The 23,200-nt window shown below is 63.2% G+C and carries 19 protein-coding genes and 1 riboswitch; of the genes, 12 read left to right on the top strand and 7 right to left on the bottom strand.

All coding sequences use genetic code 11. From position 1 onward, the window contains the following. Positions 1–5: 5 nt before the first annotated feature. From ABD283_RS04780 to ABD283_RS04770, 3 genes are all read right to left on the bottom strand, one after another. Positions 6–1,229 carry a thiolase family protein gene (locus ABD283_RS04780; protein WP_344223855.1) on the bottom strand — a complete coding sequence of 408 codons (1,224 nt, stop codon included), beginning with the start codon at positions 1,227–1,229 and terminating at the stop codon, positions 6–8. Between the two features lie 232 nt (positions 1,230–1,461). After that, positions 1,462–2,892, bottom strand: coding sequence for an MFS transporter (locus ABD283_RS04775; protein ID WP_344223854.1), 1,431 nt, complete (start codon positions 2,890–2,892; stop codon positions 1,462–1,464). A 386-nt stretch (positions 2,893–3,278) separates the two neighbouring features. Continuing rightward, the gene (locus ABD283_RS04770; RefSeq protein WP_344223853.1) at positions 3,279–4,490 is read right to left on the bottom strand and encodes a cobalamin-independent methionine synthase II family protein; all 1,212 of its coding nucleotides are present in this window, start codon (positions 4,488–4,490) and stop codon (positions 3,279–3,281) included. Between the two features lie 13 nt (positions 4,491–4,503). Then, positions 4,504–4,594: riboswitch (SAM riboswitch) on the bottom strand. A gap of 156 nt (positions 4,595–4,750) precedes the next feature. Here ABD283_RS04770 and ABD283_RS04765 point away from each other — a divergent pair. Next, positions 4,751–5,941 (top strand): acetyl-CoA C-acetyltransferase, encoded by a 1,191-nt coding sequence (locus ABD283_RS04765; protein ID WP_344223852.1) that lies wholly within the window; start codon positions 4,751–4,753, stop codon positions 5,939–5,941. A gap of 107 nt (positions 5,942–6,048) precedes the next feature. Continuing rightward, a complete protein-coding gene (locus tag ABD283_RS04760; protein ID WP_344223851.1) occupies positions 6,049–6,882 on the top strand; it encodes an HpcH/HpaI aldolase/citrate lyase family protein in 834 nt (277 codons plus the stop codon). A 23-nt stretch (positions 6,883–6,905) separates the two neighbouring features. Here ABD283_RS04760 and ABD283_RS04755 read toward each other — a convergent pair whose 3' ends face one another. Next, positions 6,906–7,451 carry a MarR family winged helix-turn-helix transcriptional regulator gene (locus tag ABD283_RS04755; protein WP_259916383.1) on the bottom strand — a complete coding sequence of 182 codons (546 nt, stop codon included), beginning with the start codon at positions 7,449–7,451 and terminating at the stop codon, positions 6,906–6,908. Positions 7,452–7,645: 194 nt separating this feature from the next. On the opposite strand from ABD283_RS04755, the gene ABD283_RS04750 reads away from it, so the two are divergent. Beyond that, positions 7,646–8,167, top strand: a complete 522-nt coding sequence (locus tag ABD283_RS04750; protein ID WP_259916380.1) for a DUF2243 domain-containing protein — start codon at positions 7,646–7,648, stop codon at positions 8,165–8,167. 8 nt (positions 8,168–8,175) lie between these two features. Beyond that, complete coding sequence (locus tag ABD283_RS04745) at positions 8,176–8,994, top strand: cytochrome c oxidase assembly protein (RefSeq protein WP_259916377.1); 819 nt, start codon at positions 8,176–8,178, stop codon at positions 8,992–8,994. A gap of 10 nt (positions 8,995–9,004) precedes the next feature. Here the strand turns inward: ABD283_RS04745 and ABD283_RS04740 are convergent, their stop codons facing one another. Together ABD283_RS04740 and ABD283_RS04735 are read right to left on the bottom strand one after the other, a co-directional pair. Next, entirely contained in the window at positions 9,005–9,499 is a 495-nt protein-coding gene (locus ABD283_RS04740) for a GNAT family N-acetyltransferase (protein ID WP_344223850.1), read from the bottom strand. Between the two features lie 226 nt (positions 9,500–9,725). Further along, positions 9,726–10,253, bottom strand: coding sequence for a TetR family transcriptional regulator (locus tag ABD283_RS04735; protein WP_344223849.1), 528 nt, complete (start codon positions 10,251–10,253; stop codon positions 9,726–9,728). A 93-nt stretch (positions 10,254–10,346) separates the two neighbouring features. Here ABD283_RS04735 and bioB point away from each other — a divergent pair, with 93 nt between their 5' ends. The 4 genes from bioB to bioD are packed head-to-tail and all read left to right on the top strand — an operon-like array spanning position 10,347 to position 14,791. After that, complete coding sequence (gene bioB, locus ABD283_RS04730) at positions 10,347–11,453, top strand: biotin synthase BioB (RefSeq protein ID WP_344223848.1); 1,107 nt, start codon at positions 10,347–10,349, stop codon at positions 11,451–11,453. Then, positions 11,446–12,924 carry an adenosylmethionine--8-amino-7-oxononanoate transaminase gene (bioA, locus tag ABD283_RS04725; RefSeq protein ID WP_259916368.1) on the top strand — a complete coding sequence of 493 codons (1,479 nt, stop codon included), beginning with the start codon at positions 11,446–11,448 and terminating at the stop codon, positions 12,922–12,924. The genes bioB and bioA overlap by 8 nt, the downstream gene beginning before the upstream one ends. Next, a complete protein-coding gene (locus ABD283_RS04720; RefSeq protein ID WP_344223847.1) occupies positions 12,921–14,069 on the top strand; it encodes an 8-amino-7-oxononanoate synthase in 1,149 nt (382 codons plus the stop codon). Before bioA ends, ABD283_RS04720 begins: the two co-directional genes overlap by 4 nt. Beyond that, positions 14,069–14,791: a dethiobiotin synthase gene (gene bioD / locus ABD283_RS04715; protein WP_344223846.1), complete on the top strand. Its 723-nt coding sequence runs from the start codon at positions 14,069–14,071 to the stop codon at positions 14,789–14,791. The genes ABD283_RS04720 and bioD overlap by 1 nt, the downstream gene beginning before the upstream one ends. A gap of 163 nt (positions 14,792–14,954) precedes the next feature. Here bioD and ABD283_RS04710 read toward each other — a convergent pair whose 3' ends face one another. Continuing rightward, a complete protein-coding gene (locus ABD283_RS04710; RefSeq protein ID WP_344223845.1) occupies positions 14,955–16,481 on the bottom strand; it encodes a gluconokinase in 1,527 nt (508 codons plus the stop codon). 253 nt (positions 16,482–16,734) lie between these two features. On the opposite strand from ABD283_RS04710, the gene ilvD reads away from it, so the two are divergent. The 4 genes from ilvD (at position 16,735) to ABD283_RS04690 (ending at position 23,145) form a co-directional block, all read left to right on the top strand. After that, positions 16,735–18,573 carry a dihydroxy-acid dehydratase gene (gene ilvD, locus ABD283_RS04705; protein ID WP_344223844.1) on the top strand — a complete coding sequence of 613 codons (1,839 nt, stop codon included), beginning with the start codon at positions 16,735–16,737 and terminating at the stop codon, positions 18,571–18,573. A gap of 189 nt (positions 18,574–18,762) precedes the next feature. Further along, entirely contained in the window at positions 18,763–20,418 is a 1,656-nt protein-coding gene (locus ABD283_RS04700) for an amino acid permease (RefSeq protein ID WP_344223843.1), read from the top strand. Between the two features lie 58 nt (positions 20,419–20,476). Further along, entirely contained in the window at positions 20,477–21,505 is a 1,029-nt protein-coding gene (locus tag ABD283_RS04695) for an ornithine cyclodeaminase (RefSeq protein WP_344223931.1), read from the top strand. A 137-nt stretch (positions 21,506–21,642) separates the two neighbouring features. Next, on the top strand, positions 21,643–23,145 hold the full coding sequence (locus ABD283_RS04690) for an alanine/glycine:cation symporter family protein (RefSeq protein ID WP_344223842.1): 1,503 nt from the start codon (positions 21,643–21,645) through the stop codon (positions 23,143–23,145). The last annotated feature ends 55 nt before the right edge of the window (positions 23,146–23,200 follow it).

The following is a 23,200-nucleotide window of genomic DNA, read 5'->3' as shown; positions in this document are numbered from 1 at the left end:
GGGCATCACACCTTCTCCACGAGCATGGCGGCACCCTGGCCAACACCGATGCACATGGTGGCCAAGCCCTTGTCCGCGTTCTCGCGTTCCATGCGACCCAGCAGGGTGATCACAATGCGGGAGCCGGAGGAACCCAGCGGGTGGCCCAGTGCAATGGCACCGCCGTCGCGGTTGACGATGTCCGGGTTCAGGCCCAGGCGGCGGATCGAGGCCAGGGACTGGCTGGCGAACGCTTCATTGATCTCCGCGGCACCAAGGTCGTCCACGGACCAGCCTGCGCGCTTGAGAACCTTTTCGGTCGCCGGGACCGGGCCAAGCCCCATGATCTCGGGAGCGAGGCCGGCGGAAGCGCCGTCGATCACGCGGGCGCGAGCCTTCAGGCCGTACTTCTCGATGGTGCTCTCGGACGCCACGATAATGGCGGAAGCGCCGTCGTTGAGGGAAGAGGCGTTACCGGCGGTGACCACGGAACCACCCTTGACCACGGGGCGCAGCTTGGCCAAAACGTCCGGGGTGGAGCCGGGACGGGGGCCCTCGTCGGTGTCGACCACGGTCACGGCGCCCTTGCGGCCCTTGACCTCGACCGGGACGATCTCGTCCTTGAAATGACCGGCCTCGATAGCGGCGATGGCCTTTGCATGGGATTCAGCGGCGAACTCGTCACAGTCCTCGCGGGAGATGTTGTCCAAGCGGGCAACTTCCTCCGCCGTCTCCGGCATGGAGTAGGTGGCCTTGCCGTCGCGGGACAGCGGGCCGTCCTCGAACTTCTCGTTCACGAAGCGCCAGCCGATGGAAGTATCGAAGGCTTCGCCGGGCTTGGCGAACGCGGTCTTCGGCTTCTCGACGACCCACGGAGCGCGGGACATGGACTCCACGCCGCCGGCGACCACGATATCCGCGGCGCCGGACTTGATCATCTGGGAAGCGATGGTGATCGCGGACATGCCGGAGGCGCACAAGCGGTTCACGGTGATGCCGGGGACGGTGTCCGGGAAACCGGCCAGCAGCCAGGCCATGCGGGCCACGTTGCGATTTTCTTCGCCGGCGCCGTTGGCGTTGCCGAGGATGACCTCGTCAACGTCTGCGGGATCAATGCCGGCGGCTTCAACCACGGACTTGATGCAGAGGGCGGCCATGTCGTCAGGGCGAACGGAGGACAGTGCCCCGCCGTAACGACCTACGGGGGTTCGGGCCCCTCCGACTAGAAAAGCTTGCGGCATCGTGGACATGCTGTCTCCTTCGCAGGGGCAATAACTGACCGATCGTTCATCTAAAGATTCCACGATTTTGTGAGCTACGTCAATACGATCGGTCGGGATTGCGAGATTCGGACTTTTTCGGCTCCAGTGCGTTCGGCTCCATGTTGAGGGTTGGAGCTGAATGACCTGCGAATGCGATGTGGCCGGACCCGCGAAGGATCCGGCCACATCAGCTATTCAGTTGCATGCACTGCGCGGAGCTTTACCGGCGGTGCTGCGGGGCATTGCTGTCCATGTCTTCGGGCAGTACCGGGGGAACTTCTTCGCCCGGGTGCTTGGCAATGAATTCCTCGTGCACTTCCTCGATGTGCAGGTCGCGGCCCTGGTCCGACTTGCGGACGAAGCACACGGCCGTGAAGGACACGACAGAGAGCAAGGCGATGTAAAGGCCGATGGTCCAGGACTGGCCAGTCTCAGTGAGCAGTAGCTCGGCGATCATCGGCGCAAACGCGCCGCCGATAATGGAACCGAATGCGTAGCCGATCGAGATGCCCGAGTATCGAACGCGAGCAGGGAACATCTCCGCGTACATCGCGGACTGCGGACCGTAGGACGGGCCAAGGCCGATGGTGAGGATAAAGATCGCCGCCGCGAACAGTGGCAGGGATCCGGTGTCCATCATGAACCACATGGGGATGGCCCACAGGATGATGAACCCGTAACCCAGTTGGAAGGTCAGCCTTCGTCCGATCTTGTCGGACATCCAGCCGCCGAGCATCGTGAAGATTAGCCAGCCCACGCCGCCGACCAGCGAGGCAATGAGGGTTTCTGACCGCTCCATTCCGAGCGACTTGGCGCCGTAAGACGCAAAGAATGCGATGACCAAGTAGCCAGCGGCGTTGTTGGCAGCAAAGATCAGGGCAGCGAGGGTCACTTCTCGCTTGTTGGTGCGGAACAACTGGCCCAGCGGAGCGGAAGACTCCTTGGCGCGCTGCTGCATGGCAACGAACACGGGAGACTCATCCACCGCGCGGCGAATCGCGTAGCCGACACCGATCAGCACGACCGAAAACAGGAACGGAACGCGCCAGCCCCAGGATTCGAACTGTTCGGGAGTCAGCATGGAGGTCAGGCCGAACATGAAGAGGGTGGCCATCAGCATGCCCAGGGGCACGCCGATCTGCGGGTAGGCGCCGAAGAGTCCGCGCCTGTGATTGGGGGCGTGCTCTACGGCCATCAGGGCAGCGCCGCCCCATTCACCACCGGCGGAGAAACCCTGCAAGATGCGCAGGAGAACCAGGATGATGGGTGCTGCGATGCCGATTTGTTGGTAGGTGGGAAGCAGGCCGATCAAAGTGGTGGCTGCACCCATTCCGAACAAGGTCATCACCAGGGTGATCTTGCGGCCGTACTTGTCACCGATGTGGCCAGCGACAATGGCGCCGAGCGGGCGGAACAGGAAGCTGATACCCAGTGATGCCCAGGCAAAGATCTGGCCCAGAGCCGCATTTTCTGCACCTGCAGGAGCAAAGTAATGCGTGGCCAGGATGAAGGCCGCTGCCTGAGCGTAGATGAAGAAGTCGTACCACTCGATGGTGGTGCCCACCAGGGTGCCGGCGAGAACCTTGCGCTCTTCGCGGGACATGGTGTGCGCCTGCTGCTGTGCGGGCGGGGAAGCTGCGTTTGTAGCCATGGAAGCTCCAGGATCATGAGTTGCGCGGTCCGGGCCCGGCAAGATCTGCGATTACTGACCGAATGGTCGTTGGAATAGATAGTACTGATGATCGTGACTCGCGTCACTACCTCCGCGCAAAATTATCAAAGGTTTGAGGAAACACGTGTGAGGCGTGGCGCCATGGTCCTGCGCTGACCAGCTATTTCGGTGTTCACCGGGCATGGGTTGGGCAAACAAATTCTGTCCGCTCGGGGCGTGTCCCCGCCCATAGCGCTGGGACTTCTCATCGGATTGCGGCGGCCATCGTCCTTAAAGCCGTGTGGCCCGTCAGTATGACGGGCCACACGTGGTTCAGGCGGCGAGCGGCGTCGTCGATGAATTGCCGACGCCGCTTGCGAACCTTGCTAGAACAAGCGCTCGGTCGCAAGGCGCGAGCCTTCGACCAGGGAATCAAGCTTGGCGAGCGCGATCGAGGGGTGAATGCGACCGCCCAGGCCGCAGTCGGTGGACGCGATGACGTTCTCGCGACCCACCACGGACGCGTACTGCTCGATGCGGTCGGCCACGAGCTCCGGGTGCTCCACCACGTTGGTCGAGTGAGAGACGAAGCCGGGGTAGACCACCTTGCCCTCGGGGAGCTTGTGGTCCTTCCAGACCTTCCACTCGTGTCCGTGACGGGGGCTGGACGCCTCGAAGCTGTAGCCGCCGGCGTTGATGGTGAGCATGAGGTCCACCAGGTACTTGAACTCGAGGTCAGTGGTGTGCGGGCCGTGCCACGATCCCCAGCACAGGTGGAAGCGGATCTGGTCCTCGGGCAGGTCGCGCAGGGCGTAGTTGAGGGCGTCCACGCGGATCTTGGTGAAGGCCAGGTAGTCCTCCACGGTGGGCTCGGGGTTGATCTGGTCCCAGGACTCCGCAATGGAGGGGTCGTCGATCTGAACCGTCAGGCCGGCATCGACGATGGCCTTGTACTCCTCGCGCATGGCGTCCGCGCAGGCGTATACGAGCTCTTCATCGGTCGAGTAGTACTCGTTGCGAACACGCGCACAGGAACCCGGGGACAGCGCGGCCACGAAACCCTGCTGGGCGCCGGTCTCGGTCATCGCGTCCTTGAGGCGGCGGATATCACCGGCCACGGCGTCCTGACCGGTGTAGGTCAGGGGGCCCGTGATCTTGGGTTGAGCAACTGAGGCGCGGTGCGCGAGGACGCCCGCAGTGGGGTCCTCGTAGGCCTCGCGGAAGCGAGCGCGATCGCGGCGGTCCGGGAAGCTGGTCAGAACAATGTTGCCGGGGGAGGAACGCTTGACCTCTGCGTCCTTCCAACGGTCCTCGTTGGTGGGGGTCAGCCCGCCCAGGCGGGAGAACGAGTAGTTCCACCACGCGCCGTAATCCACGGAGGAGGACATGGCGTGGCCGTATTCGCCGTCATTGACGATGTCCAGGCCGATCTCACGCTGCTTGCGGACGATGTCGATCACGCCGTTGTCGAGCGCGGCATCTAACTCCTGGGCGGAGGCCTCGCCCTCCTGGAAGCGCCTATTGGCCTCCAACAGATCAGGGGTGCGGGGCAACGATCCCACGTGCGTGGTCTGAATGCGATCGGTGTTCTGTGGCATGAACTAACAGTCCTTTCCATCGGTCCTGGCGGTAGCACCGTGGGCTGAATCCCGGGTTGCTGCGGCGTCAACGAGCCAGATCTCTCGGCCGCTCTGGATGGGTACCTTCTCATCAAACATCATGGGTGGGTGGTCGGGCCAATTGTGGCGCGCGTCGCGACACCTCGGATCCCTTGGTGGCACCCGTAGGATGAAATCAACGATAAATCAGTGATGCAGCTCACGGGCGGGTGCTACGAGTCCGCCCAGTAGGAGGACAAATGACCGAGAACGCCAATGATGTTGTGATCGTCAACGGGGCGCGCACGCCGCAGGGCAAGCTGATGGGGGCGCTGGCGTCTCTGAGCGCTGTGGATCTGGGCGCGCACGCCATCAAGCACGCGGTGGAGCGCTCGGGCGTCTCGCCCGAGACCGTGGATTACGTGTACATGGGCAACGTGGTGCAGGCCGGTAATGGCCAGAATCCGGCCAAGCAGGCCGCTGTGGAGGCGGGTCTTCCCATGAACGTTCCCGCCATGACCCTGAACAAGGTGTGCCTGTCCGGTTTGGTCGCGGTGACCGAGGCGGCCCGGATGATTCGCGCGGGTGAAGCGTCTGTGGTGGTGGCCGGTGGCATGGAGTCCATGACCAACGCGCCTCACCTCGCGCTCGGCTCCCGCAAGGGCAAGCCCTACGGGGATATGACGCTGGCTGATTCGTTGGCTAACGATGGTCTGGTGGATGCCGCTCTGGGCGTCGCGATGGGTGAGCTCACCGAGACCGGCAATTCCGAGCGCTCGATCGGCCGCGAGCAGCAGGATCAGATTGCCGCGCGCAGCCACCAATTGGCGGGAGAAGCGCAGTCCTCGGGAGTCTTCGCGGACGAGATCGCCCCGCTGGAGATCCCGCAGCGCAAGGGAGACCCGGTCACCGTGTCCGAGGATCAGGGCGTTCGCCCCGAGTCCACGGCCGAGGGTCTCGGCAAGTTGCGTGCCGCCTTCACCAAGGACGGCACCATTACAGCGGGTAATTCGTCCCCTATTTCCGACGGCGCCGCTGCCGTTGTCCTGACGACGCGCGCCTACGCCGAGGAGCACGGTCTGTCCTGGCTGGCCGTGGTGGGCAAGCCGGGTCAGGTTGCGGGGCCGGATACGTCGTTGCACTCGCAGCCTTCGCGAGCCATCGAGCACGCCGTGGAGCGCGCCGGGTGGTCCGTGGACGAGCTGGACTTCGTGGAGATCAATGAGGCCTTCGCGGCCGTTTCCGTGCAATCGGTCGATGACTTGGGGATTCCTCTGGACAAGGCCAACATTCACGGCGGTGCCATTGCCCTGGGTCACCCGATTGGTGCGTCCGGTGCTCGCCTGGCTTTGCACGCGGCACTCGAGCTGGCGCGCCGTGGTTCCGGCAAGGCCGCAGTGTCCCTGTGCGGTGGTGGTGGTCAAGGAGAAGCGTTGCTGCTGAGCCGCTAATTCCGCGTGTTTCCACAATCCGGATAATGGAATAGTTATTCCATTATCCGGATTTGTGCTGCATACTCGGTGGACGAGACCTACGCCACACTCAGGAGATACCACCGATGACTCAGACTCACGCCCTCAATGGACCGGCATGGATTGTCGTACCCGCCGATCAGCCCGAGCAGTTCGCTGAGGCCGCACAGGCGGCGGACGTGGTGGTGCTGGACCTCCATAACGGCGTGCTGCCACGGGACAAGGAGTTCGCACGCCAGTGCATCCTGGAATGCCCGTTGGATCCGGCGCGCACGGTGATCCGGGTGAACCCGGTCGGCACCGATGAGCACACCGCGGATCTGCAGGCGTTGGAAACCACAACCTATCGGCGCGTGGTCGTCCCACAGGTCGAATCCGCTCAGCAGATTGCGGGGCTGTCCGGCTATGAAGTCGTGGCGTCGATCGACTCTCCCGAGGGTGCTCTGGCCCTGGGTGAGGTTGCCGGCGCGAGCGGCGTCGTCGGATTGGTGTGGGGCTCCGAGGACTTGATCGGGAACCTGGGCGGACTCACGAGTCGCAAGTGCAATGGTGCGCTGCGCGATATTTCGCTGCACGTGCGCTCGCAGACGCTCCTGCACGCCAAGGTCAATGGGATTTTTGCAGTCGACGGCATCTTCCTGGACGTCGAAAATCTGGAGGGCTTGCTGGGAGAGACGCTGGATGCCTCCAGCTCTGGCTTCAATGCCAAGGGCGGCGTGCACGTCTCCCAGATGGCTGTCATCAAGGAGGGCTTCCTCCCCAAACCGGACAAACTCGACTGGGCTCGCAGCGTGGTGGAGGCGGCCCCGGAGCAGCGGGGATCCTTCCGGCACGGGGCGCAGATCGTCGACGCGTCCGTGATTCGACTGGCGGAGCGCATGGTGGCACGAACGGACGCAAATGCTGCGGTGACGTCCTAGCCCGAGAGCGGCTTGCCGGGGTGCTACTTACGCGTCTTGGCGCCGATAACCGTACGGTGGTCCATGATCTTGTCGAGCAGACTGATGAGGAGTTCGCGTTCCTGTTCGGTGAGAGCTTGGCTCCAGTCGTTCTCGCGGGAGTTCTGCAGCGCGAAGATCTCTTGGATCTTGCTCTGACCCGTTTCGGTCAGGTGCAGGATCAACGAGCGGCCGTCATCTTCGGACGCCTGCTTGACCAGTAGCCCCTTGGACTCCAGGTTTCCCGCGAGATTCGAAACCGCCGCACGACTCATGCCCATGAGTTCCGCCGCGCGATGCGGTGTCAGCGGGCCTGCAACCCAGAGTGCGAACAGCATGCGGTAACTGGCCCACGTGCCTCCAGCGGGGCGGTGGATGGATGACTCGAAGTCATAAATCACGGAGGAGGATGCCCGGAACAGCGTGACGAACAGGCGGTTGGCCGTGACGTCCGATTCCGGAAACTCCTGGGAGATGCGCGACGCAGCGGCGTTCGCGAACTGCCAGTAATCCGGGTTCGCCACGTTGGGGGCGTCGTCAGGTGTGGGCATGGTTCAAATTTAGTGTGGATCCCAGTCGTTCGGGGAGTTTCCCTTGGTCGGGCAGGTTGTTAGACGTTTTATTACCTGCCGAATCCCCGGTTGTCATTCCGGGTGCGTCATTCGGGTCGCGACCAATTGATCAGCTTGCTGAATGGTTGAACAATGAGAACAACTGACGAATATCGCGCTGAGGAGTGAGGGGCATGTCCACCGTTGAGCCGAACGCAGAGGGGCGCGCGCAAACGGAACGCAGCGGCGTCGTCGACACCCGGGACGAGCGGCGGCCAGGCAAAAGGATCGTGCTCTCGGGATTCTTATTCGGCTGTGGCATCGCGGCCTCGATCGTCGACCTGTTCATCTTCCATCTGGGCTTGCAGTGGCACCACTTCTACGACCTGTCCACCCATGAGGTTGCGTTGCTGGCCGATGGGCTTTTCCACGCCTTCGGTTGGTTCATCACGGTGTGGGGCCTGTTCCTACTGGCTGATATCCGGCGCCGCGGAGGCGTGAACTGGAAACGCTGGGTGGGAGCGGTGGTGCTGGGCGCCGGCTCGTTCCAACTGCTGGACGGCGTGCTCAACCATAAGATTCTCGGTATCCACCAAATTCGATACGGCGTGGACCTGCTGATGTACGACGTCGTGTGGATCGGTTCCGCACTCGTGCTTATGGTGGTCGGCTGGCTGGTGTTGCGGTTGACCAGCCCCGCCCGCCGCGCCCGCTGAGCAGTTCGATGCACACTCACGATTCCTCATCCTCACCGGTCACATCGTTGGACGGGTGGTTCGTCTTCGAGGTGTTAGTCGTAGCGCTGCTGCTGATCGCGGCCGCCGGGTACGCCTGGTTCTTATGGGCTGGGCGGCATCGGAGCGCGTGGCCCCTACACCGGCCCATTCTGTTATACCTGGGGCTCGCATGCGTTGCCGCGAGCCTGGCAGGCCCATTGGCCCAGGCCGCTCACGGATCTTTCACCGCGCACATGGTGGGGCATCTGCTGCTGGGGATGATCGCGCCGCTGCTGTTGGTGTTGGCAGCCCCGGTGAGCGTGGTCCTGCGGGGCCTGTCCGTGAGGAGGGCGCGCGCAGTGGTTCGAGTACTGCGCTCGCCGTACGTGCGGGTGATCACGCACCCCGTGGTGGCAGCAGTTCTGAACGCAGGCGGCTTGTGGGTGCTTTACACAACGCCCCTGTTCCACGCCATGCACGGATCGGTGTGGGTGCATGCATTGGTTCACGCGCATATATTTCTAGCGGGCTATGTCTTCACCGCTTCCTTGGTGGGGCTGGATCCAGACCCACACAGAGCACCGTTCAAGCTTCGAGCCGGGGTCCTCATAGCGTTCATCGCTGCGCATTCGATCCTGGCCAAGTGGTTGTATGCCCACCCGCCCGCGGGTGTAGAGCTGGCTGACGGCCAGTTCGGGGCGCAGCTCATGTACTACGGGGGAGATGCGGTGGATGTGCTGCTGATCGTGCTTCTCTTCACCGGTTGGTACCGGGCTACGAGGCCGCGGGTGAGTAGCTCGGATGGGAGCCGAGCAGTGTCGTCATAGAAGGCACCGACTAGCGCACCATGCGAATGGTCTTCAGGCCGTTGGAGGAGCTATCGATCCGTTCAGCGCCATCCGCTACGAACCCGTTCTTTTCGTAGAACCTGCGTGCCCGTGGGTTGTCCTTGGCCATCCACAATTGTGACGGCTCATCCCCCAGTGAAGCGTCCATGAGTTCTTGTCCCGCGCCGGTGCCGTGGAATTCCTTCAGGACGTAAAGCATGAATAGCTGGAAGTCCCGCACGTCATCTTCTTCTTGGGGGTGGGCGGCCATGGAGAACCCGATGACGTGGTCGTCCGCTTCCGCGATCCACGGGAACATGTCCTGGCCGTGGTTGTTCACGATGGCTTGCCAAGTGCGGCGCCGGGATTCCCACGCGGTGTCTCCGAAGAACGCGTGGGGCAATTGACCCGCGTACGTCTCCTGCCAGCACCGCAAGTGAACGTCGGCCAGCGGCTCAACGTCGGTTGGTTCGGGGTGTCGCAAGGTTATCGGTGGAGCACTCATGGTTTAACGCTAAAAAATATCCCCGGGGGCGGATCAACCGGTCCGTCCCGGAACTCCTGCGGCGGGTATTCAGCGCACCATCCGCACCGTGGTCATACCCAGAGTTGCCCCCTCGGAGCCATCGACCGTGAAGCCATTGCGTTCGTAGAAACGCCGTGCCCGCGGGCTGTGGCAAGCGTTCGCGCATCCTTCGGGGAGGGGCGGCGCAGCGTGATACTCGGGCCGGTCATCTTGAGTGCAGCACCAACTCCACGCCCGCGGTGAATTCGGCCTCCGAGGACGAGGTATCCAGGCCCATTGCTTCCCGTGTCTGCTGCGTGGTCACCGAGCCCAAGGTGAAGCGGATCAGGGTGAGGGCCGTGGCCATCGCAGTTTCGCGAGAGACCCCGGACCCCGTGACGAGCGTTGCCAGTTCTGGCGCCGGGTTCAGTTCTTCCGGGCTGATGGAATGGGCCACGCTGACCACGTCGGCTCCGTCGCGCACGGCGAGAATCAACGAACGGAACTCCCCGGTGAGGTGAGCTGCGCGTTCGAGCGGGGGAACGGCGTCGTCGAAGGTGAGTTCGGAAAGCGGTGCGACCATGCGCTGGGCAAGCACCCCGAGGAGTTCTTGTTTGTTGGCCACATGCCAGTAGAGGGCGCCGGGCTGCACTCCGAGTTCTTTCGCGAGGCGACGCATCGAGAGGTCGCCCAGACCGTAACTGTGCAGAATGCCCCACGCGGCATCCACGATCTGCTCGCGGGACAGGGCCATGATGCTCCTCGAAGTGTGGGCTGGGACGAGTCGAACTTTACCCGGGGGGCGGTGTCGGGTTGACAAATTTGAACACCGTTCAATAATTGAACGGTGTTCAAGAAATTTAATGATCTCGCAGATCGCACGCTCAACGGCGAGCCGGTGACCCCCGAAGAGGCGCTCCAACTGCTCGAAACCAGCGACCAGGACATGCTCGACCTGGTGGCTGCCGCGGCCCGGTTGCGGCGCGAATACTTCGGGATGACCGTCAAGGTGAACTACCTGGTCAACTTGAAGTCTGGCCTCTGTGCGGAGGACTGCGGCTACTGCTCGCAGCGGTTGAATTCCGGTGCGGGCATCCTGAAGTACTCCTGGCTTACGCCCGATCAGGCTGTGGAGCAGGCGCAGCACGGCATCAAGGGCGGGGCGAGCCGGGTGTGCTTAGTTGCCAGCGGCCGTGGGCCGTCCAATCGCGAAGTCAACACGGTGACGCAAACGGTCGAGGCGCTGAAGGAACAGCACCCCGGAGTGGAAGTTTGCGCCTGTCTGGGTCTGCTCAAGGACGGCCAGGCCGAGACCCTTAGTGACGCCGGCGTGGATGCTTACAACCACAACCTCAACACCGCCGAGTCCAATTACGAGAGCATTTGTTCCACGCACACCTACCAGGACCGCGTGGACACCGTGGAGCGCGCCAAGGGTGCGGGGCTTTCTCCGTGCTCCGGTTTGATCGTGGGGATGCGCGAGACGGATGAACAACTCGTGGAAGCGCTTTTCGCCTTGCGCGAGCTCAACTCGGATTCCGTGCCGGTCAACTTCCTGATGCCCTTCGAAGGGACGCCGCTAGCGGGCACCTGGCAGTTGAGCCCGCAGAAGTGCCTCAAGATCCTCGCCGTGGTGCGCTTCGTGTGCCCCGACAAGGAGATTCGCATGGCGGGCGGTCGCGAAATGCACTTGCGCTCGCTCCAGCCGCTGGCATTGCACGTGGTCAATTCGCTGTTCCTGGGTGACTACCTGACCTCCGAGGGCCAGGCGGCCAAGGCGGATCTGGACATGATTGCCGACGCCGGATTCACCGTTCTCGGGGCCGCTCCCGGTGCCGACGCGCCCACGTCTTCGGAGGAGATGGTGTCCGAGCCCTACGAAAAGGTGGACCTGGGTTTGGAGCCTGCACTGCGGCGTCGCGGGGCGGGCACGGCGGTGGCGCCCAATGCTTAAGGCGGTCGAGCGATCCCTGGCCGATCGGGACCGGGGCTTGTTGTGGCACCCGTACGAAGCGCTCGACGGCGACTCGCCCTACGCGGTCGAGGAGGCCGACGGCGTCACCCTGAGCCTGCGGGCTCCCACAGGCGAGTTGGTGCATGCCATTGACGGTATGTCTTCGTGGTGGTGCGCGGTGCACGGTTATCGGAACGCACGCTTGGATCGCGCGGTGATCGAACAAGTCAGTCGGTTCTCGCACGTGATGTTCGGAGGCCTGACGCACGAGCCCGCTGTGGAGCTGGCTGAACGACTGGTTGCCCTGACCCCGGACGGCCTGGACCACGTATTCATTGCAGACTCGGGCTCCGTCAGCGTAGAGGTAGCCCTCAAGCTCGCGGTCCAGTACCAAGCCGCGCGGAATCACCCAGAGCGGCGCCGGATCCTCACGGTCCGCGGCGGTTACCACGGTGACACCACCGGGGCCATGAGCGTGTGCGATCCCGTGGGTGGAATGCACTCGCAGTTCAGCGGGCTCGTTGCGGATCAGCTGTTCGTGGCACCCCCGCCCGCCGCGCGATTCATCCCGGCCGGCGAACCTGCGGATTCCGACATCAACTCCGACGGCGCCGCGTCCGGGTCGTCCGGTAACCTCCCGGCCGGTTCATGGTCCAGCGATACTGCGGAGGTCGACCGCTGGATCTCGGAATTACAAGAAGCCGCGCGCCTTCACCGGCATGAGCTGGCGGGGGTGATTGTTGAGCCGGTTCTTCAAGGTGCCGGGGGTATGCGCACCTACGATCCACGCTGCCTCAAGGCTTTGCGTGAGCTCGCAGATGAGCTGGATCTGGTCTTCATCGCGGACGAAATCGCTACCGGTTTCGGGCGCACTGGTGCGTGGTTTGCTTGTGAGTGGGCGGACATCGTTCCGGACGTGATGTGCATGGGAAAGGCGCTGACCGGTGGCTACATGACGTTGGCTGCTGTGCTCGTCTCGCGGCGGGTCGCTGCCGTCATCACCGATTCGCCGCAACGTGCGCTGATGCACGGTCCCACCTTCATGGCCAACCCGCTTGCTTGTGCCGTGGCGAACGAGTCCCTGGCCATGCTCGAAGACAGCTGGCGGACAAGCGTGACCCGGCAGAACCTGAAATTACAAGAAATCCTGCCATTGGCCATGGAGCTGCCTGGGGTGGCGGATGTTCGGGTGATCGGCGCCGTGGGAATCATTGAATTCCACGAGGTACCGGATCGAGACGTGCTGACCCGGACTGCCCTGAAACACGGAGTCTGGTTGCGGCCCTTCGGGAAATTGCTCTATGCCATGCCGCCATATATCTGCACCGAGCGCGAGACCGAGCGGATTGGCCAGGCGATGGTTGCAGCGGCCCGAGCCGTGGAGTCAACTACGGTCGCAGGTCGGGTATTGGACGTGGGCGTTGAGCCGAATGACCAATCACGTGCCATTCAGACGGGGGCGGCGTCGTGATTGGGCCGCTCGACTCCTGGCTTCGTGACAAGGCGAGCGCCCGTGCGGATTCGGGGCTGCGGCGTCGTACCGTGGCGATCCGCGAGAACTCTGTGGATCTAGCGTCCAACGACTACCTGGGTCTGTCGCGGGACCCGCGCGTGGTGGGAGCCGCGGCGGAAGCCCTCCACAGGTACGGCGCGGGATCGCGCGCATCTCGGTTGGTCACCGGAACGCTGAACGTTCACGCGGACCTCGAACAGGCCCTCTGCGAGCTCACGGGACAGCCCGCTGCGCTTGTATTCTCCAGCGGGTATGCAGCGAACACCGGTTTACTCACGGCGTTGGGGGACGCGGACACCCTGATCATTTCCGATCAGCACGTGCACGCCTCGCTAATTGACGGGGCTCGACTGTCACGGTCTCCGGTGGTGATTGCCGAGCACAACAATGTTGAGCACGTGGCACAGTTGCTCAAGGAACGCGCCCAAACGCGAGCCGTGGTGGTCGTCGAGTCCATCTACTCGGTACTCGGCGACCATGCTCCGCTCAAGGAACTCGCCGCGGCGTGCGAACTCCACGGGGCGCTGCTCGTGGTGGATGAGGCTCACGGCATCGGTGTCGCAGGACTGGGGAGGGGGCTCGTCTATCAGGAGGGCTTGGCGCGGCACCCCCATGTGGTCCTGACAGTCACGCTGTCCAAGTCCCTTGGCGCTCAGGGCGGAGCCGTCCTGGGGTCTGAGCTACTGCGCGATCACCTGGTTAATGTCGCTCGCCCGTTCATTTTCGACACGGCGCTCGCCCCGGCCAGTGCGGCCGCCGCCGCTGAAGCCTGCCGAATCATTCTTCGCGAACCGGATCTGGCGGAACGGCTGCATGAAAACGGCCGGGTCATCGCCGAAGCTCTTGGAATCAAGCACGCCATAGCAGCAGTGCAATCAGTGCCGATCGAGTCGCCGGAGTTGGCTCTCCGCACGGCCGAGGCCCTGCGGGATCGCGGGATTCTGGTGGGCTGTTTCCGGCCACCGTCAGTGCCGGACGGCGTCAGCCGATTACGGCTTACCGCCCGAGCAAACGTGGAATTACAAGAATTGATGGACGCGCTGCGCGAGGTCCAAGACGTCCTGGCCGACTTGGGCGCCCGGCCGACAGGGGTGGCCGCGTGATGGGTAACCCTTTGTCGGACGCGGCGGAGCTGCTGAACGGGGTCGTGGTCGTCACGGGCACTGATACGGACGTCGGCAAGACCTACGCCACGGCGGCCCTTGCGTTGGCGGGGTACTCGTCGGGGCGGCGTCGGATTGCCGTCTACAAGCCTGTCCAGACCGGCGTGCTTTCCGGTGATTCCGGGGACACCGACGACGTCGCTCGGCTACTTTCCGAAGCGGGCGTACCTCGCGAGGTGCTCACCACGGCCGAAGGGCAACGCCTCTCCGCGCCCATGGCACCGCCACCGGCCGCGGCCATTGACCAGGTGCCGCTGTTGAGCCTTGACGATCATGCTGAACGCATTGCCGCATTACTGCGCGATCACGATCTGGTGCTCGTAGAGGGCAGCGGAGGTGTACTCGTGGAGCTCGATGGCCAGGCGCACAATATCGCGGACCTGAGTAATCTCATTGGTCGGAACGTGGACCGGAATGTAGGAGTCGTTCTGGTGGGCCGCCCCGATCTGGGCACCTTGAATCACACCCTGCTCAGCCTCGACGCCCTGTACCGCAGGGGAGTGCGCGTGCTCGGAACGGTGCTGGGTAGTTGGCCCTCGAAACCGCAGGCACTGCACGAGACCAACCGCGATTACATCCGCAACATTCACGCGGAGGACGGCACGAGCGTCCCGTTGCTCGGCACTATTCCGCTGGGCTGGGGCTCCGCGGCCGGAGACTGATGTGAGTCAACTGCAGTCCGGAAGTGTGGCAACCACCCTTAGAACCCGCGGCAGGAAATCGGCAGTTCCCTCGCTTGAGACTTCGTCGATGCCGTTGCCTCACATGAGACTCGCACGCGCTGCTGGATGGCGGAGCATGTTCGGCGGTTAGCGCTCCGCCAGATCAAGAACCCGCGACTAGTGCGTCGTACACGCGCTCGAACCGTTCGTGGACACCGTCGTAGTACTCCCGCGTCTCATCTTGCGGCGAGTAGGTACCGGCGGGTTCGTGATCGGCCGGATTCACGTCCGGAGCCAGCGCCTCGAGCATCAGCAGAGCGGTGCCGCGGGCGGTGGAGCGCTTCATGACCTGATGAATCACCGGTTTGCCCAGGTAGTCGCCCAGGATCTGCAACCACGACGGCAGATCCTGCGTCACGCTTCCCGCGGCCACGATCTTCTCGACGTGCTTGGCGGCTTCTTCCATCTCATCGGCCACCCGCCGGTACGAGGCCGCGATGCCCTCCAACATTCCGCGGGCCATCCCCGCTGCATCGGTGGACGCGGAGACATCCACGAACGCGGTGCGCGCGCTGCCGGCCCAGCCGGTGGAACGCTCGCCGGTCAGGAAGGGCAGCACTCCCGGAGTCGAGGTCGACACAGCTTCTGCGGCAATCTCATCCAGGTCAACGCCGTCCAGATTGAGCGTGTTCTCCAGCCAGCTGACGGCTCGGCCCACATCATTGAGGGCCCCGCCCAGTAGGCAACGTTTGGAGTCGATCCGGTAGCACCACAGTCCGGGCGGAATGTCGTTCGGGCGGTGATGCAGAAGCACCCGCATGGCACCGGAGGTGGCTGCAGAGACGACCATGGTCTGTTCGTTGTCGCCGCCCACGCCGATGTTGGCGCACAACCCGTCGGCCACCGGCGCGTACCACTGGGCATCGGAGAGACCCTCCCAGCGTTCGGTGCGTTCGGGGTCCACGTCCGGCAGCGGTTGATCGGGGTCAAGGATCGGCGAGAGGACATCCTCAGAGATCCCTGCTGCCTTGAGCATGCGCTGATCCCAGTTGCCGGATCGTCGGTTGAGCAGCCCGGTCCACGCGGCGGTCGCGGTACCCGCTGCAGTAGTTCCGAGAAGCTTCAGCCACACATATTCACCGATGGACATCCATCGAGCGGCCTCCTCCATGACCTCCGGCTGGGTCTCCGCCAGCCAGCGAAATCGCGGAGCCAGGTAGCTGGTGTGCAGCCGGGCACCCACGATGTCCTGTACTTCGCGCTCGTCCAATTCTTGACGCAGTTGCGCGAGCTGCGGCGCGCAGCGGGAATCCGCATACGTGAAACACGGGGTAATAGCGCTCCCCTCCTCGTTCACGCCCACGAGCGATGACGCAAAAGTATCGAGTCCGACGCCGCGCACTCGCCCGGCCAGCTCAGACCGGTCACACACCAAGTCCAGGATCTCGCTCAACTCCTCAACCACCTGATCGGGGTCGATCACCGATGTGCCGTCGGAGGCCGTGGTGAAGGAATGCGGAACCTTGTGCCGGTAGCCACGGACCGGGGTCCCGGTGGCATCGTGGAGGGAACCACGGCTTGCCGTGGACCCCACGTCCAAGGCCATGACCAAAGGGTCCACCGCTTTTTTGAGTTCGACAGCGAACTCCACCCCGTCGTCGGGGCGCGGTGTGTCCTTGTGCTTGCCCATGATTCCTCCTGCTCCGTTGCGGTGGATCGCTGTCTTCAGTCTATGGAGCCGGGCAGAGCGGTGGGCGGGAGCAACTCGCGTGAGTGTCGAGTGGAACTGAACAGAGCGGCGTCGGCGTATCAAAATTTGAGACGCATGACCGACATATGGATAGCGTCGTGGGCCGCGCGTATCCTGGAACGAACAAATCTTTTCGGGTCACGGCACAATCGAGCCGTGCGAGAGCCCGAAGCACACCTTGGAAGGAGTCACTGTGCCGCAGCTGCGATCAGCAACGTCAACCACCGGCCGGAACATGGCGGGAGCGCGCGCCCTGTGGCGGGCCACCGGCATGGGGAGCGAGGACTTCGGTAAGCCGATCATCGCGATCGCCAACTCCTTCACCCAGTTCGTCCCCGGGCACGTCCACCTCAAGAACATGGGCGACCTGGTGGCCTCCGCGGTCCAGGAAGCCGGCGGCGTGGCCAAGGAATTCAACACGATTGCCGTGGACGACGGTATCGCCATGGGCCACGACGGGATGCTCTACTCGCTGCCCTCCCGCGACATCATTGCGGACTCCGTGGAGTACATGGTCAACGCGCACTGCGCGGACGCCCTGGTGTGCATCTCCAACTGCGACAAGATCACCCCGGGCATGCTCATGGCTGCCCTGCGATTGAACATCCCCGTGGTGTTCGTCTCCGGTGGCCCCATGGAATCCGGTGAGGGCGTGGAAGGCGTGGTGGAGCACCGCGTGGACCTGGTGGATGCCATGGCACTGGCCGTGGACGAATCCGTCACAGATGCTCAGCTGGCCCAGATCGAGGAGAACGCGTGCCCCACGTGCGGCTCGTGCTCCGGTATGTTCACGGCCAACTCGATGAACTGCCTGACCGAGGCGCTGGGCCTGTCCCTGCCCGGTAACGGCACCACGCTGGCCACGCACGTGAACCGTAAGCGCCTGTTCTTGGAAGCGGGCCGCCGCATCGTGGAGTCCGCCAAGCGCTACTACGAGCAGGACGACGAGTCCGTGTTGCCCCGCAATATCGCGACCAAGGCCGCGTTCAGCAACGCCATGGCACTTGACGTGGCCATGGGCGGCTCGACCAATACCGTGTTGCACATTCTGGCCGCCGCGCAGGAGGCCGAGGTGGACTTCAACCTCTCGGACATCGACGCGCTGTCCCGGAAGGTTCCTTGCCTGGCCAAGGTGGCACCGAACTCCACTAAATTCCATATCGAGCATGTACACCGCGCCGGTGGTATCCCCGCCATCCTGGGTGAACTGCGCCGCGGTGGCCTGCTGGATGAGGACGTCCACACCGTTCACGCTCAGACCATGGGCGAGTGGCTGGATGAATGGGACATCCGTTCGGGCAAGGCCTCGAACGAGGCCAAGGAGTTCTTCCTGGCGGCCCCCGGCGGTGTGCGCACCACCCAGGCGTTCTCGCAAGCCAATGAGTACGAAGACCACGATCTGGACGCGGCCGAGGGCTGCATCCGGGATATGGAGCACGCCTACACCATCGAGGGTGGCCTGTGCGTGCTGTTCGGCAACATCGCCGAGGACGGCGCCGTGATCAAGACCGCCGGCATCGATCCCGAGCTGTTCCACTTCAAGGGCAACGCTTACGTGGTCGAGTCTCAGGATGAGGCGGTGCACGAGATCCTCTCCAAGAACGTGAAGGAGGGGGACATCGTGGTGATCGCCTACGAAGGCCCCAAGGGCGGACCGGGTATGCAGGAAATGCTGTACCCGACCAGCTACCTCAAGGGCTTGGGCCTGGGCAAGAAGTGCGCGCTCATCACGGACGGCCGATTCTCGGGTGGCACCTCGGGCCTGTCCATCGGTCACATCTCGCCGGAGGCCGCCGCCGGCGGTGCCGTGGGTCTGATCGAACACGGTGACGAGATCGAGATCGACGTGGAGAACCGCGTGCTGCGGGTCAACGTGGACGACGCCGAGCTTGCGCGCCGTCGGGAGGCCAAGGGCTCCGCACCGTGGAAGCCCACCAAGCCGCGTGAGCGCAGGGTGTCCAAGGCGCTGCGCGCCTATGCCTCCATGGTGACCTCCGCCGACAAGGGCGCTGTGCGCGTGATCGAGGACTAAATGGAAGTTATTTATTAGTAGCTAAGGCACTAATAAGACGAAAAAGGTGACTCCGTTGATCAACGGGGTCATCTTTTTGTCATATCCCCCCTTTTGGGCGGCGCATGTGTCTCAGACAACAGCGCTGGTCATAGGCTCAGCTGTCAGGCACGCGAACTTTTTCGGGCCTTAAGCGAAAGGAATTAACGGATGTCTCAGCAGGGCCCGCACATCACGCAGAGCGAAGAACGCCAGATCCTCAAGGAACGGTTCAATGATGAAACCGTTGGATTCCACAAGGGGCTGGGTGCGCGTCAGCTGCAGATGATCGCGATCGGTAGCGCCATCGGAACAGGGTTGTTCCTGGGCGCAGGTGGCCGGTTGGAGCAGGCCGGACCGTCACTGTTCATCCTGTATGCAATCTGTGGTTTCTTCGGTTACCTGATTCTGCGTTCGCTCGGTGAACTCGTGGTCCACCGGCCGTCCTCCGGCTCTTTCGTGTCCTACTCACGCGAGTTCTACGGCGAGAAGGCCGCGTACGTTTCCGGCTGGCTCTACTGGTTGAACTGGGCCATGACAGCGGTTGCTGATGCCACGGCCATTGCCATCTACATCAAGTGGTTCGGGCAGTACAGCCCGGCCCTGGCTGAGTTTCCGCAGTGGATCCTGGCCTTGGTCGTGGTGATCTTTGTGGTCGCCCTGAATATGGTGTCGGTCAAGGTGTTCGGTGAGTTGGAGTTCTGGTTCTCGCTCATCAAGGTGCTGGCACTGGTGATCTTCTTGATCGTCGGAATTTTCTTCGTGCTCTTCGGAACGCCCACCGGTTCGGAAGTGGGCTTCTCCCTGATCCAGGACAACGGCGGCCTGCTGCCGGCCGGTATTCTTCCCGCGCTGATCGTCGTGCAGGGCGTGGTCTTCGCGTACGCCGGTATCGAGCTGGTGGGTACCACCTCGGGCGAGACCCGCAACGCGGAAAAGGTCATCCCCCGGGCCATCAACACCGTGATCCTGCGCATTGCCGTCTTCTACGTCGGCTCAGTCCTGCTGCTGTGCTTGTTGCTTCCCTACACCGCTTACAGCGCGACCGAGAGCCCGTTCGTCACGTTCTTCTCCTCCATTGGAGTGGGCGCGGCCGGTCCCATCATGCAGCTCGTCGTGATCACTGCGGCGCTGTCCTCGCTCAACGCCGGCCTGTACTCCACCGGGCGCATCATGCACTCGATGGCCCAGGCTGGTTCCGCTCCCAAGTTCGCCGGCAAACTCACGAAATCTGGTGTGCCATTTGGCGGCATTCTCATGACCGCGGGTGTGGCCGTGTTGGGTGTGGGGCTGAACTTCGTGGTTCCTGAGCAGGCCTTCGAAATCGTTCTGAACCTGGCCGCACTGGGAACGATGGCCGGCTGGGCCGCCATCACCATGGCCCACAAGAAGTACGTGTCCATGGCCAAGAAGGGTTTCTACAACCGACCCAGCTACCGCGCCCCGTTCGCACCATTCACCAACTGGTTGACCATCGCGTTCCTAGCGGGTGTGATTGTGCTGATGGCCGTGGACTACCCGGTGGGCACCCTGACACTGGGATCCTCGCTCCTGCTGATCCCCATCCTCACGATCGGCTGGTTCGTGGTGCGCGGCCGGGTACGGGCGATCGCCGCTGAGCGAGAGGGCTTCACCGGGGCGTTCCCCATTCTTGCGGAGCGCCCGGTGGTGAGCGCATTCCGGGTCGGTCGTGAGCGATCCACCGGTTCCGGCTCCACCACCTCGACTGCTTCACTTCACCAAGTGCCCCAGCCGAATTCCGAGAAGCCGAACCCCAGCAATCCCCACACCGGCCAGTCCGCCACAGATCAGACCACTAACGACTAGACCACCACCGAGAAGCACACCACTGACGGGAATGACTCCCGCTAAGAAGAACGAGACCATGACACAGTTCGTCGACGTACCCAATATGGCCCGATGGATCCAGCGCGAAGGCGTTGAGGGGATCATGCGCAACATGGTCAAGTATCTGGAAAATGACTTCACGCGGTGGGAGAAGTTCGACAAGATCCCGCGTGTGGCCAGCCACACCCCCTTCGGAGTGATCGAGCTGATGCCCACCTCCGATGGCGAGGAGTACTCGTTCAAGTACGTGAACGGTCACCCGTTCAACCCCGCCCGCGGCTACCAGACCGTGACCGCCTTCGGTGTTCTGGCAGACGTGGACAACGGCTATCCCACGTTCCTGGCGGAGATGACCCTGCTGACCGCGCTGCGCACCGCGGCGACGTCCGCCATGGTGGGTAAGCGTCTGGCCCGTCCGGACTCCGAGCGCATGGGCATGATCGGTTCCGGTTCCCAGGCTGAGTTCCAGGCACTGGCTTTCCGCGCCGCGATGGGCATTGAGGACCTGGATGTCTACGACGTGGACCCTGCCGCCATGGACAAGCTCAAGCGCAACCTGGAGCCGCTGGGCTTCCGGGTCACGGCCATGTCCTCCTCGGACGAGGCTGTGGCCAACGCGGACATCATCACCACGTGCACCGCGGACAAGGCACAGAACACCGTCCTGTCCGACAAGCAGGTCAAGCCCGGCGTGCACATCAACGCCGTGGGCGGCGACTGCCCGGGCAAGACCGAGCTGGAGGCCGCGATCCTCTACCGCTCCACCGTGTTCGTGGAATTCCCCGAGCAGACCCGTATCGAGGGCGAGATCCAGCAGGTCGAGGAGGACTTCCCGGTCGTGGAGTTCTGGAAGGTCCTCACCGATCAGGCACCCGGCCGTACCTCGGAGGAAGAGATCACCATCTTCGACTCCGTGGGATTCGCCATTGCGGACTTCTCCGCACTGCGCTGCCTGCGTGATTCCACCAACGGTACGGAACTGCAGACCTACATCGACCTGGTGGCCGAGCCTGAAGATCCCAAGGACCTGTTCTCACTGGTGAACTCGCTCAAGCCCGTGGGCTGAGCCGCGCTCACACCCCGGCGGTAGTTTCCGCTACTGTGACCTAAATCAGTGCAACAGCGCACATTAGGCACCCAGTCCCGCTCGCCCGAAGGCAGCGGTGAGCGGGACTGTTCCGAGGGAGAAGTCCGGGGATATTCATGGATGCATTAACAGAACTTGTCGGAACGGTGGGCGAGTACGTCTGGTACGTCGTCTTCGCGATTCTCATTGGTGTGGGTCTCTACCTGACCGTTCGCACCGGCGTGATCCAATTGCGCGGACTTCCCGAAATGTTCCGGGTTCTCACCGACCCGCCCGGTGACGCTGAGGACGGTAAGAAGGGCATTTCATCCTTCCGCGCGTTCACAGTTTCCGCAGCCGCCCGCGTGGGTACCGGCAACATTGCGGGTGTAGCCATCGCCATCAGCTTGGGCGGCCCGGGCGCCGTTTTCTGGATGTGGACCATTGCGGCCATTGGCGCGGCCAGCGCGTTCGTGGAATCAACCCTGGGCCAGCTCTACAAGATCAAGTCCCGGGACGGCTATGTGGGCGGCCCGGCCTACTACATGGAGCGCGGACTCAAGAAGCGCTGGATGGGTTTGATCTTCGCGGTCACCATCACCATCACTTACGGCTTCGTGTTCAACTCCGTGCAGTCCAACTCGATCGTGGACGCGGTCAGCGGCTCGTTCAACCTGGACATGGCCGACAGCCAGAACATGTGGATCCGCATTGTGATCGGCCTGGCCCTGGTGGCCATCACCGCAGCCGTTATTTTCGGCGGTATTCGCTCGATCTCCAGCGTGACTCAGATCGTGGTTCCCGTCATGGCCGTCCTGTACCTGATTCTGGGACTGCTGATTGTTGTCCTGAACATCACCGAGGTCCCCGCCATGTTCCTCATGATCGTGGAAGGTGCCTTCGGTATCCGTGAGTTCGTGACCGGCAGCCTGATCGGTGTGCTGATCCAGGGCATGAAACGCGGCCTGTTCTCCAATGAGGCCGGTATGGGCTCCTCGCCCAACGCCGGTGCTACCGCGTCCGTGTCCCACCCGGCCAAGCAGGGATTCGTGCAGTCCCTGGGCGTCTACTTCGACACCATGATCGTCTGCTCCGTGACCGCCTTCATCATCCTGCTCTCCAACCCGACCTTCGGGGATGAGCGCCAAGGTGCCTCGCTCACCCAGACCGCCTTGGGCGCACAGCTGGGCGAGTGGGCCATCCACTTCCTGACCATCGCGATCTTCCTGTTCGCGTGGTCCTCGGTGATCGGCAACTACTACTACGGCGAATCCAACATCCGGTTCATGACCGGATCCCGTGCGGTCATGACCGGTTACCGCTTCTTGGTGTTGGCCTGCGTGTTCCTGGGCGCCATTGCTGCCCTGGACCTCGTGTGGTCGCTCGCGGACCTGTTCATGGCGTTCATGGCCACCATCAACCTGATCGCTCTGGTCGGGTTGGCCGGGGTCGCCGCCAAGGTGTTGCGCAACTACATGGACCAGCGCAAGGCCGGTGTGGAACCCGTCTTCCACTCCGGTGACATCCCCGGTCTGTCCGGTCTGGGTGCGTGGGACGGCTCAGACTTTGTGACCACGCGCCAGCACTGGATCGTGCAGGCGGAGGAGAAGGCCGATAAGAAGGAGGCCAAGCGCGGCTAGTTCCGCCGCGGCGTCGTCCTCCTGAATCATTCGTCACCAGGACGACGACGCCGCT

Origin of the sequence: Kocuria atrinae, from assembly GCF_039531425.1 — a bacterium.
In the GTDB taxonomy this organism is placed as follows: Bacteria; Actinomycetota; Actinomycetes; order Actinomycetales; family Micrococcaceae; genus Kocuria; species Kocuria atrinae.
The sequence above is the reverse complement of the archived record's forward strand: the minus strand, read 5'-3'. Positions and strand labels throughout refer to the sequence as shown.